At 42.2% G+C, this 11,575-nt stretch carries 12 protein-coding genes; 4 read left to right on the top strand and 8 right to left on the bottom strand.

All coding sequences use genetic code 11. From position 1 onward, the window contains the following. Positions 1-16: 16 nt before the first annotated feature. Both KZX55_RS03110 and KZX55_RS03115 read right to left on the bottom strand, forming a co-directional pair. A complete protein-coding gene (locus KZX55_RS03110) occupies positions 17-484 on the bottom strand; it encodes a deoxycytidylate deaminase (RefSeq protein ID WP_000136994.1) in 468 nt (155 codons plus the stop codon). An 18-nt stretch (positions 485-502) separates the two neighbouring features. Beyond that, positions 503-1,060, bottom strand: a complete 558-nt coding sequence (locus KZX55_RS03115) for a TetR/AcrR family transcriptional regulator (RefSeq protein WP_033584950.1) — start codon at positions 1,058-1,060, stop codon at positions 503-505. Between the two features lie 124 nt (positions 1,061-1,184). Here KZX55_RS03115 and KZX55_RS03120 point away from each other — a divergent pair, with 124 nt between their 5' ends. From KZX55_RS03120 to KZX55_RS03130, 3 genes are read left to right on the top strand one after another with little or no spacing between them, the layout of a single operon-like run. After that, positions 1,185-2,030 (top strand): DegV family protein, encoded by an 846-nt coding sequence (locus tag KZX55_RS03120; RefSeq protein ID WP_248024010.1) that lies wholly within the window; start codon positions 1,185-1,187, stop codon positions 2,028-2,030. A 57-nt stretch (positions 2,031-2,087) separates the two neighbouring features. After that, positions 2,088-3,263, top strand: a complete 1,176-nt coding sequence (locus KZX55_RS03125) for an NAD(P)/FAD-dependent oxidoreductase (RefSeq protein ID WP_248024014.1) — start codon at positions 2,088-2,090, stop codon at positions 3,261-3,263. 19 nt (positions 3,264-3,282) lie between these two features. Continuing rightward, a complete protein-coding gene (locus KZX55_RS03130) occupies positions 3,283-3,738 on the top strand; it encodes an 8-oxo-dGTP diphosphatase (RefSeq protein ID WP_248024018.1) in 456 nt (151 codons plus the stop codon). Between the two features lie 28 nt (positions 3,739-3,766). Here KZX55_RS03130 and KZX55_RS03135 read toward each other — a convergent pair whose 3' ends face one another. Beyond that, positions 3,767-4,507, bottom strand: a complete 741-nt coding sequence (locus KZX55_RS03135) for a MerR family transcriptional regulator (protein ID WP_248024031.1) — start codon at positions 4,505-4,507, stop codon at positions 3,767-3,769. A gap of 253 nt (positions 4,508-4,760) precedes the next feature. Between KZX55_RS03135 and KZX55_RS03140 the strand changes: the two genes are divergently transcribed. Next, on the top strand, positions 4,761-6,101 hold the full coding sequence (locus tag KZX55_RS03140) for a sodium-dependent transporter (protein ID WP_248024034.1): 1,341 nt from the start codon (positions 4,761-4,763) through the stop codon (positions 6,099-6,101). A 41-nt stretch (positions 6,102-6,142) separates the two neighbouring features. On the opposite strand, the gene manA is transcribed toward KZX55_RS03140, so the two are convergent. The 5 genes from manA to spxB form a co-directional block, all read right to left on the bottom strand. Continuing rightward, positions 6,143-7,087 carry a mannose-6-phosphate isomerase, class I gene (manA, locus tag KZX55_RS03145; protein ID WP_248024049.1) on the bottom strand — a complete coding sequence of 315 codons (945 nt, stop codon included), beginning with the start codon at positions 7,085-7,087 and terminating at the stop codon, positions 6,143-6,145. A gap of 119 nt (positions 7,088-7,206) precedes the next feature. Further along, complete coding sequence (locus tag KZX55_RS03150; RefSeq protein WP_248024053.1) at positions 7,207-8,646, bottom strand: 6-phospho-beta-glucosidase; 1,440 nt, start codon at positions 8,644-8,646, stop codon at positions 7,207-7,209. A gap of 131 nt (positions 8,647-8,777) precedes the next feature. Continuing rightward, complete coding sequence (locus KZX55_RS03155) at positions 8,778-9,038, bottom strand: SemiSWEET family transporter (RefSeq protein ID WP_001291471.1); 261 nt, start codon at positions 9,036-9,038, stop codon at positions 8,778-8,780. Positions 9,039-9,249: 211 nt separating this feature from the next. Continuing rightward, the gene (locus KZX55_RS03160) at positions 9,250-9,597 is read right to left on the bottom strand and encodes a VOC family protein (RefSeq protein ID WP_248024056.1); all 348 of its coding nucleotides are present in this window, start codon (positions 9,595-9,597) and stop codon (positions 9,250-9,252) included. A gap of 110 nt (positions 9,598-9,707) precedes the next feature. Next, on the bottom strand, positions 9,708-11,483 hold the full coding sequence (gene spxB / locus KZX55_RS03165; protein ID WP_248024070.1) for a pyruvate oxidase: 1,776 nt from the start codon (positions 11,481-11,483) through the stop codon (positions 9,708-9,710). Between the last annotated feature and the right edge of the window lie 92 nt (positions 11,484-11,575).

Genomic DNA, 11,575 nt, shown 5'->3' on the forward strand with positions numbered 1-11,575 from the left:
TTATTTTTATTAATTTTTAAATCAAATCTGCCTCTTGGAGAGCTGTCTGAACAGTCTCTAATGGTAAATGGGTCAACTCAGTGCCTTTTTCTTGATAAAGGTACTGGGCATAGTCATCCATTCGGTACTGGTTGATATAAACCACGCGCTTGCAACCAACTTGAAGCAGTTGTTTGGTGCAGTTCAGACAAGGGAAATGAGTCACATAGGCTGTAAAACCTCTGGGAACCCCTCGTTCAGCCCCTTGCAAGATGGCATTGACCTCGGCGTGAAGGGTTCGGACACAGTGGCCTTCAATGACTAAACATTCGTGATCAATACAGTGCTCCGTTCCCGATACGGAACCATTATAGCCTGTTGAAATGACTTTATTGTCCTTGACTAGGACAGCTCCCACCTTGGCACGTTTACAGGTCGAACGATTGGCAATCAGTAAAGCCTGGGCGGCAAAGTACTCATCCCAAGCCAGTCTTTTTTCTGTCATAAGTCTTCTCCTTATCCCCTATTTTTTGAAAAATGGCAAGCGTAAATCTGCAATCTTTTCAGCTGGAACCTTCATGCCATCCTTAATCCATTTGAGCAGAACCGATACGATGGCAGAGCTCCAAAAGGAATGAAGGTAGCTGCTAACGCCTTTTGACTTTCCGTGGTATTTTTCTAGAAATTCCTGCATGGCTTGGACAAAAATCTTTTCCAAATGATAGTCCAGAGCAAGTTGGATAACCTTGGCTTCTTTCTTGGCTGCGCGGAAAAGGTGTACCCAGACTAGATAAAGATCGGTTTTGACATCGTAGTGGCTCAACTGTTCCATAATGTTATGAACACTACGTTTAAAAACGCTCTCCAAAATCTCTTCTTTGGAGTCATAGTTACGATAGAAGGCAGCACGAGAGACGCCCGCCCGCTTGACTAATTCTGAAATACTGATCTTTGCCAAGTCCTTTTTCTCTAGAAGTTGCAAAAGAGCCGTCTCGATTGCTTCTCTGGTTAAAAAATTGGATTCTTGATTTGATTTTCTGAGATTTTCAAGAGATTTTTCAGATATTCTACGTTCAGACATAACAATTTCTTTCTACTTGTAACAACAGAAAGGTGATACTTTTGTTTCAAGGACATTCATGATACAATTGTAAAAAAAGACAGAACCTTTGTCAATGTATAAGTGACAAAGATGGAGAATTTCTATGACTTGGAAGATTGTAGCTGACTCTGGTTGTGATTATCGTCAACTGGCAACTCCTGCTATTGATACTGAATTTGTTAGTGTTCCTTTAACCATTCAAGTAGCTGATCAGGTCTTTATCGATGATGCCAATCTCGACATTGACCACATGATGGAAACCATGTATGCGACTTCTGAGGCTTCAAAATCAGCTTGTCCTAGCCCTGATGATTACTTGCGTGCATTTGAAGGTGCAAAGCATATCTTTGTCGTTACCATTACTGGTACTCTTTCAGGTAGCCATAATAGTGCTCAGCTCGCTAAGAACATCTACCTTGAAGAACACCCTGACACTCAGATTCATGTGATTGATAGTTTATCTGCTGGTGGGGAAGTTGACCTAATTGTAGAAAAAATCAATGACTTGATTGATCAAGGACTTTCTTTTGAAGAAATTGTTGAAGCTATTACAGCCTACCAAGAAAAAACTAAGTTGCTCTTTGTCCTCGCTAAGGTCGATAACTTGGTCAAAAATGGCCGTTTGAGTAAGCTTATCGGTGCAGTTGTTGGGCTTCTCAACATCCGTATGGTTGGGGAAGCAAGTGAAACTGGAACCTTAGAACTGCTCCAGAAAGCGCGTGGACCAAAAAAATCCCTTCAAGCAGCCTATGAAGAACTCATCAAAGCTGGCTATGCTGGTGGCCGTATCGTCATGGCTCATCGCAGCAATGAAAAATTCTGTCAGCAATTGTCAGAACGCTTGCTGGAAACCTTCCCGCAAGCGGATATCAAAATCATCCCTACGTCTGGTCTCTGCAGTTTCTATGCAGAAGATGGCGGTTTGTTGATGGGATATGAAATTAACTAAGATTATGAGCAACAAGAGATGCCAAGCATCTCTTATTTTTTGTGGTACAATAGAGCTATGAAACATTTTGATACTATTGTCATTGGTGGGGGACCTGCTGGCATGATGGCTACGATTTCCAGTAGCTTTTATGGTCAGAAAACTCTTCTCATCGAAAAAAATCGCAAACTTGGAAAAAAATTAGCTGGAACAGGCGGTGGTCGTTGTAATGTAACCAACAATGGAACCTTAGATGACCTATTAGCTGGAATCCCTGGTAACGGGCGGTTTCTTTACAGTGTCTTCTCCCAGTTTGATAACCATGATATCATCAACTTTTTTACGGAAAATGGTGTTAAACTCAAGGTCGAAGACCATGGACGCGTCTTTCCTGCTAGTGACAAGTCTCGGACCATTATCGAGGCGCTAGAAAAGAAAATCACTGAACTCGGTGGTCAACTTGCTACTCAAACAGAGATTGTTTCGGTTAAAAAGATAGACGACCAGTTTGTCCTCAAGTCCGCAGACCAAAGCTTCACTTGCGATAAACTCATTGTCACAACTGGCGGAAAATCCTATCCTTCTACAGGTTCGACTGGTTTTGGACATGAGATCGCCCGTCATTTTAAACATACCATTACTGAGCTTGAAGCTGCTGAGAGCCCATTGTTGACTGATTTTCCACACAAAGCACTTCAGGGTATTTCACTAGACGATGTGACCTTAAGCTACGGCAAGCATGTCATCACCCACGATCTGCTCTTTACCCACTTTGGTCTATCCGGTCCTGCTGCTCTCCGTATGTCTAGTTTTGTCAAGGGTGGAGAAGCTCTTTCACTGGATGTCTTACCTCAACTTTCTGAGAGCGACTTGGTGGCATTTCTAGAAGAAAATCGGGAAAAATCCTTGAAAAATACTTTAAAAACTTTGCTTCCAGAACGCTTGGCAGAATTTCTTGTGCAAGGCTATCCTGACAAAGTCAAACAACTGACTGAAAAGGAACGCGAACAACTTGTCCAATCTATCAAGGCTCTCAAAATTCCTGTCACAGGTAAAATGTCATTGGCTAAGTCCTTTGTCACCAAAGGAGGCGTCAGTCTTAAGGAAATCAATCCCAAAACTCTGGAAAGCAAGCTCGTTCCTGGCCTCCACTTTGCTGGCGAGGTACTGGATATCAATGCCCACACGGGTGGCTTTAACATCACTTCTGCCCTCTGCACCGGATGGGTGGCAGGAAGTCTGCATTATGATTAAAAATCAAAGGTTATGAAGAATGAATAGAAGAGAAACAGTCGAATTTGTCAATATGTGTATGATTCAAAACGGAGACAAGGTTCTGGTTCAAGACCGAGTTAATCCCGACTGGCCCGGCATTACTTTTCCTGGTGGTCATGTTGAACGTGGCGAATCCTTTGTCGATGCTGTCATTCGTGAAGTGAAAGAAGAAACTGGTCTAACCATTTCCAAACCCCAACTCTGTGGTATCAAAAACTGGTACGATGACAAGGATTATCGTTATGTAGTCCTCTTTTACAAAACAGAACACTTTGCTGGTGAACTCCAGTCTTCAGACGAAGGGAAGGTTTGGTGGGAGGATTTTGACAATCTATCTCATCTAAAACTTGCAACCGATGATATGTCTGATATGCTTCGTGTGTTTCTAGAAGAAGATCTCAGTGAATTCTTTTACTACAAAGACGGTGACGACTGGCTTTATGACTTGAAGTAAAAAATAGGCTAGGAAATTCCTAGCCTATTTATTCTGCATTTGTCTGAACGTAAGTTGCAATGACATCTGATGTGTACTGGGCTGTTCCAGAACCAAACTTATCAATGTTTTCCTTAAACTCTGGGTTGTAGACGTAGCCTTTACCGATATGACCGAATACCTCAATAGAGCAGTCAAATCCATAAGTACGAATAGCTTGCAAGAGTTTAGCTGCTTCTTCTTGGTTTTCGGCTGCTGTTGCAGGCAGACCAACTTGAAGGTTTTGTGCCAAGGCTTGAAAAACTTGGTTGAAGGCGGCTGTGGCCTCTTCTTCGCGACCTTTTTGGCGTTCAAGCGCTTGGCCCATGACTTCCTGTCCATACTTCTCTACCGCCTCTTGGTGGTATTTTTGATTGTCTTGATAGCTAAATCCAGTGAATTTTTCCTCAATCGTCATTTTTCTTTCTCCTTTTTGTTCTTGAATGGTTTTTTGCAAGGTGGAAATCAAGGTATCCAGGTGTTGCCTTTCTCGAGTCAAATAGTCCAACTGTCTGGTCAAATGAGGCAATAAATCTGTCCTTTCTTCCTTTAACAGCTCTGCTATTTTTTCTAAAGGAAAGCCTAGATATTTGTAATACAGAATGACCTGAAGTCGTTCCAAATCCTCTTGACTGTAGGTTCGATAGCCGTTTTTCGACTTTAAGGGGACCAGAAGTCCTATCTTATCGTAGTGGTGCAGGGTCTTGACAGAGACACCTGAAAGCTGCGCAGCTTCTTTGATATGGTACATGATTTCCTCCTTACAAGAAATAGTATAACCCCTCCCCTTAGGTCAGAGTCAAGCGTTTTTGAGAAAAATTTTTCACTTTTTGAGAAAGGTGTGAAAACTTGAAAATGGTTTTCTTGACAGACCTTTGAAAACATGATAGGATAGTCAAGTCTATCAATCAAACAGAAGGCTCATAGAGAGCCATTGAGAGAGGGCTATTTGACAACTCAAGTAGCCTTTTCTTATTTTAAAAAACGAGATTGGAGTTTCAACTATGTCAGAAAAATCGCAATGGGGCTCGAAACTAGGCTTTATCCTAGCATCTGCTGGCTCAGCCATCGGGCTTGGTGCCGTTTGGAAGTTTCCCTACATGACTGCTGCTAATGGAGGTGGAGGCTTTTTACTAGTCTTTCTCATTTCCACCATTTTAATCGGTTTCCCGCTCCTGCTGGCTGAATTTGCCCTTGGCCGTAGTGCTGGCGTTTCCGCTATCAAAACCTTTGGAAAACTTGGTAACAATAGCAAGTACAACTTTATCGGTTGGATTGGTGCCTTTGCCCTCTTTATCCTCCTCTCCTTTTACAGTGTTATCGGAGGATGGATTTTAGTCTATCTAGGTATTGAGTTTGGAAAATTGTTCCAACTTGGTGGAACGGGTGATTATGCTCAGTTATTTACTTCAATCATTTCAAATCCTGCCATTGCCCTTGGCGCACAAGCTGCCTTTATCTTGTTGAATATCTTTATTGTATCACGTGGGGTTCAAAAAGGGATTGAAAGAGCTTCGAAAGTCATGATGCCCCTGCTCTTTATCATCTTTGTCGTCATCATCGGGCGCTCTCTCAGCTTGCCAAACGCTATGGAAGGGGTTCTTTACTTCCTCAAACCAGACTTTTCAAAACTAACTAGCGCTGGTCTCCTTTATGCTCTGGGACAATCTTTCTTTGCCCTCTCACTAGGGGTGACAGCTATGCTGACATATGCATCCTACTTGGACAAGAAAACCAATCTGGTCCAGTCAGGGATTTCCATCGTAGCCATGAACATCTCGGTATCCATCATGGCAGGACTTGCCATTTTCCCAGCCATGTCAGCCTTCAATATCCAGTCTGAAGGGGGACCAAGCCTTCTCTTTATCGTCTTACCTCAACTCTTTGACAAGATGCCTTTTGGAACCATTTTCTACATCCTTTTCCTCTTGCTCTTCCTCTTTGCGACGGTTACTTCTTCTGTCGTGATGCTGGAAATCAATGTGGGCAATATCACCAATCAGGACAACAGCAAGCGTGCTAAATGGAGTGCTATTTTAGGGATCTTGACCTTTATCTTTGGAATTCCTTCAGCCCTTTCTTACGGTGTTATGGCGAATATTCACATCTTTGGGAAGACCTTCTTTGACGCTATGGACTTCTTGGTTTCCAATCTCCTCATGCCATTTGGAGCCCTCTGCCTTTCACTTTTTACAGGCTATATCTTTAAGAAGGCTCTTGCTAAGGAGGAACTCCATCTTGATGAAAGAGCCTGGAAACAAGGACTTTTCCAAGTCTGGCTTTTCCTCCTTCGTTTCATCATTCCTATTATCATCATTGTGGTTTTTATCGCCCAATTTATGTAATCAAAAAGGACTTGAGTAGTAAACTCAGGCCCTTTCTTTTTTTATGGATGGCTTACAATCAATTCCAAACCTTGCCCTTCCAAGGTCCAAGCTTCAACATCACTTGGTAGGATAAAGTGGCTGCCTTTTTGGATTGGATAGTTTTTCCCATCAACAGTCAGTTGACCCTGACCAGCCAAGACACTAAATAAGCTGTAGTCAGCTGTCTTTTCGAAGTCAACTTTGCCAGTGATTTCCCACTTGTAAACTGCGAAGAAATCATTGGATACAAGGAGAGTGGAACGTAGATCATCTGCTTTGATAGTTACAGGACGGCTATTGGCAGGCTCTCCAATGTTTAAAACATCGATGGATTTTTCAAGGTGAAGTTCACGCAAGTTGCCCTTGTCGTCCTTGCGGTCAAAGTCATAAACACGGTAGGTGGTATCGCTAGACTGCTGGGTTTCAAGAATCAAGATACCTGCACCGATAGCGTGCATGGTACCACTTGGCACATAGAAGAAATCTCCAGCCTTAACTGGCACTTTTGTCAGTAAGGCATCCCAGTTCTTGTCTTCAATTTGCTGGCGGAGTTCTTCTTTTGATTTGGCATTGTGACCATAGATAATCTCTGAACCTTCATCCGCAGCGATGATGTACCAGCACTCTGTTTTCCCGAGCTCGCCTTCATGCTCTAATCCATAGGCATCGTCTGGGTGAACTTGTACACTAAGCCAGTCGTTGGCATCGAGAATCTTGGTCAACAGTGGAAATACAGGCTCTGGACGGTTACCAAACAATTCACGGTGTTCCGCATACAAAGTAGCTAGGTCTGTTCCCTCGTAGCGCCCATTAGCAACCTTTGAAACCCCATTTGGGTGAGCTGAGATAGCCCAGTATTCTCCAATTTTTTCACTTGGAATGTCATAGCCAAACTCATCACGTAGCTTGGTTCCACCCCAGATTTTTTCTTGCATAACTGATTGTAAAAATAATGGTTCTGACATCTTATTCTCCTATCTGTTTTTCTCACTTCATTATAGCAAAAAGCTAGATCTAATTGAACTCTTTTTCACATCTTATAAAGTAGGGAGAAGATTTTGTAAAAATAGTGAACAAATGTGCTCTACTTAATACTTGCACCATTGCTGGCAATGACATCCTTGTACCAGTAGAAGGATTTCTTCTTGCTCCGTTTGAGACTTCCTTGACCTGCATTATCACGATCCACATAGATAAAGCCATAGCGCTTGTTCATTTCGCCTGTTCCAGCTGAAACCAGATCTATACAACCCCAAGTCGTATAACCAAGCAATTCAACGCCATCTTGGTAAATAGCATCTCGCATAGCCTTGATGTGGGCTTCTAGATAAGCAATCCGATAGTCATCCGCTACATAGCCATTTTCATCTGGCGTATCCATAGCGCCGAGTCCATTTTCTACGATGAACATGGGTTTTTGATAACGATCCCAGATGGCATTGAGGGTGATACGAAGCCCCAGTGGGTCAATCTGCCAACCCCATTCTGAGGATTCCAGATAGGGATTTTTGATAGAGGCAAAGACATTTCCAGCTGTCAGATCCCTCACTTCTGGATCGCCTGAGGCCACTCGACTCGCATAATAAGAGAAGGAAACAAAATCAACAGTGTGATTCTTTAACAAGTCCAAATCTTCTGTCGACATTTCAATCTTAATTCCCTCACGCTCCCACTGCTTCTTGGCATAGTTTGGGTATTCCCCACGCGCTTGGACGTCAATGAAGAAGTAACTCTTACGGTCTTCTTCCATGGCTGCCCAGTAGTCTCTCGGATGGGCAGTGTTAGGATAATATTGCCCTGCTGCCAACATACATCCCACCTTGTTTTCTGGGTCAATTTCGTGGGCAATTTTAGTCGCCATAGCCGAGGCTACCAGCTCATGGTGAGCTGCTTGGTATTTGACTTGCTCTTGATTTTCCCCCTCTTCAAAACAGATCCCAGCTCCTAAAAAGGGGGCATGCAGAATCATATTGATTTCGTTGAAGGTGAGCCAGTACTTGACCAAGCCCTTGTAACGAGTAAAGAGGGTGCGACAGAGCTTTGCGTAAAAGTCCAATATACGACGATTGCGCCAACCACCGTACTCCCTAATTAAGTGCATGGGGCAATCGAAATGCGTGATGGTCACCAGTGGTTCAATTCCATACTTGTGACATTCTTTAAACAAATCCTCATAAAAAGCTAGACCAGCTTCATTTGGCTCTGCTTCGTCACCTTGAGGAAAAATCCGAGTCCAAGCAATGGAAAGTCGATAGGTTTTAAATCCCATTTCTGCAAAAAGCGCAATATCTTCCTTGTAATGATGGTACATATCAATGGCTTCCTTTGCTGGGTAAAAATAGCCCTCCTCAAACGAAAACATCTTTTTCTGACCTGTAATAATGGCCTCACGGTCTGGACCAATCGGTACCACATCCACATTAGCAAGACCACGACCGTCCTGATTATAAGCACCCTCACATTGATTAGCCGCCGTTGCACCACCCCAGAGAAATCCTTCTGGAAATTGTAGTATTTCTGTCATCACTTTACCTCGATTGATTTATTACTTCTATTATACTAAAAAGGAGGCAAAAAGTTTGGAACCCTCTGGATAATAATAGCACTAAACTTACTTTTATATATACGAAAAAAAGACTGAAACCAGTCTTCTTTTTAAATCAAAGCTGTGATAGCCGTTACTAGACCAAAAATGATACCAGGCGCATTAGCAGCCGCAAGGGGAATATCTCTTTCTTTTTTGAAAAGACCGTAGTAAACCCAAAGACTACAGTTGATGGCTGCGACCAAGGGTTGGATGAAGTTTCCTTTTTGACCAGCCAAGTTGTTCATGATTTGTGGGAAGTAAGAGACATACATCATAACGGACATGAAGGTCGCTACCCAACCCAAAATTTTCATTTGTTTTTCAGACATTTTCAAAACCTCTTTTATCTTTACTGAATCTTATTTTATAATCTTATCACAAAACTATCAAGTTTTTTAACCTTTTATTAGAATAATGTAAACTATCGCAGTCTGGTGATAAGAAAGAGGAAACAGAAAAAGACCGGATTGCTCCGATCTTTTCAAGTTCCACTCTAAGAATGTTTAAATTTTTAAATAAAAAATTTGATAATAGAATTACCTACTTCATACGATAAAAATCAATCACTAAACCAGCTGGACCTTTTACAAGCAAGGATTCTGTCCCCCAATCAGTTACAGCTGGGCCGTTTAAAACTGTGATACCAAGATCTTTCAACCGTTGGTAGTTCTGCTCTACATCCTCAACCTCTATGTGAAGAATGATGCCTGACTGAAAGTTTTCCAAAGGAATCAAATGATTTTGAGACAACATGAGACAATGACTGCCAATCGTGAACTGAGCAAAACTGTCATCAACATAATCGGACTTTTTATCCAAAATACGCTCCAAGTCAGCACAGACTTGAGGAACATCTGAAACGATGATATCTAATTGATTTAAATTCATTTACTATCCTCCATAAAAAGACCGGATTGCTCCGATCTTTTTAAGTTTCTCTCTATGAAAATCAAAGAGTAAAATCTTCAATGCTTACATTTAATTTTCTATGAGAGGAATTATTTGATTGCGCGTGATTGTAATCCTTCTTCTTCCAAGAAGAGGCGGAATGGTACGAGTTCTTCTGCTTCGTATTTTTCCTTGAAGGCTTTGATCGCTTCTTCTGAGTGTTGTTTTGGATCCAACTCAAGTACTTCTACTGGAAGTGGACGGTGTTGCGTGATGCGAGCATCGATCACAACAGTTTTACCTTCTTTGTTGAGTTTCACAGCTTCTGCAACAACTGCGTCGATGTCTTCGATACGATCAACTGTAAATCCTACAGCACCTTGCGCTTCAGCGATTTTCGCATAGTCAGCATTTGTGAAGTCACAACCAAACAAGTGTTTGTTTGTGTCTTCGTATTTGTCCTTGATGAAGGCATATTTACCATTTGAGAAGACAACGTTGATAACTGGAAGGTCGTATTGAACGTTTGTGATCACGTCTGGGTAGCACATGTTGAATGCACCGTCACCCATGATGTTCCATACTTGGCGATCTGGATTGTCTTTCTTAGCAGCGATACCACCAGGAAGGGCAATACCCATTGTCGCAAAGAGTGGAGATGTACGCCACATGTTCTTAGGTGTCATGTGAAGGTGACGAGTAGATGTTTGAGTAGTGTCACCTACGTCGATTGAGTAGATAGCGTCTTGATCAGCATGTTTATTGATAGCATTGTAAACTTGGTACAATTGCAATTCACCCTCAGTTTTACCTTCGAGTTTGTTCATGTAATCACGCCAGTTTTGGTTGTTCTTCACGTTTGCACGCCACCATGGAGTAGACTCAACTGGGTTTACTTTATCAAGGATTGCTTTAGCTGCTTGACCTGCATCACCAAGGATTGAAGCGTCAAGAGCATGACGTTTACCAAGTTTGTAAGGGTCAATATCGACTTGGATGAATTTTTCAGTGTTCTTGAATGCTTCGTAAACTTCAGCAAATGGGAAGTTTGAACCAAGGAAAAGAACTGTGTCTGCTTCAAAGACAACTTCGTTGGCTGGTTTCCAACCAACACGGTAAGCAGAACCTGTCAAACCTTCGTAGTTCCATTCAAAGGCTTCAAAGTTTTTACCAGTTGTGATAATTGGTGCTTTGATTTTACGTGACAATTCAGTGATCACTTCACCTGCTTTGACACCACCAAATCCAGCGTAGATAACTGGACGTTCAGCCTTGTTCAAGATTTCAACAGCTTTGTCGATTTCAGTTTCATTCAAAGCAGGAGCGATGAATGAACGCTCATAAGAACCTGATCCGTAGTATGAGTTTTCGTCGATTTCTTGGAAACCAAAGTTTACTGGAATTTCAACAACAGCTGGACCTTTTTTAGATACAGCTGCACGGCAAGCTTCGTCAATAACTTTTGGCAATTGCTCAGCGTAAGCTACACGTTTGTTGTATACAGCGATACCGTTGTACATTGGGTTTTGGTTGAGCTCTTGGAAGGCATCCATGTTGAGTTCGTTAACTGGACGTGATCCAAGGATAGCAAGGAATGGAGTGTTATCCATAGCTGCATCGTAAACACCGTTAATCAAGTGAGTTGCACCTGGACCACCTGAACCAACTGCAACCCCGATTGAGCCGCCGAATTTAGCTTGCATGACCGCTGCAAGAGCACCTGTTTCTTCGTGGCGAACTTGCAAGAAGCGGATATCTTTGTCTTCAGCCAAAGCATCCATCAATGAGCTGAGTGTTCCTGATGGGATACCGTAGATGGTGTCTACGCCCCATGTTTTCAATACGTTAAGCATTGCTGCAGATGCAGTAATTTTCCCTTGAGTCATAATGATAACTCTCCTTCAAATATTTTTAAAACTTGATAAATCCGTTTTCATATACTAATTGGAAACGTTTCAGCAAATTTTTACTCTACTAC

Source organism: Streptococcus halitosis (genome assembly GCF_023147855.1).
In the GTDB taxonomy this organism is placed as follows: Bacteria; Bacillota; Bacilli; order Lactobacillales; family Streptococcaceae; genus Streptococcus; species Streptococcus halitosis_B.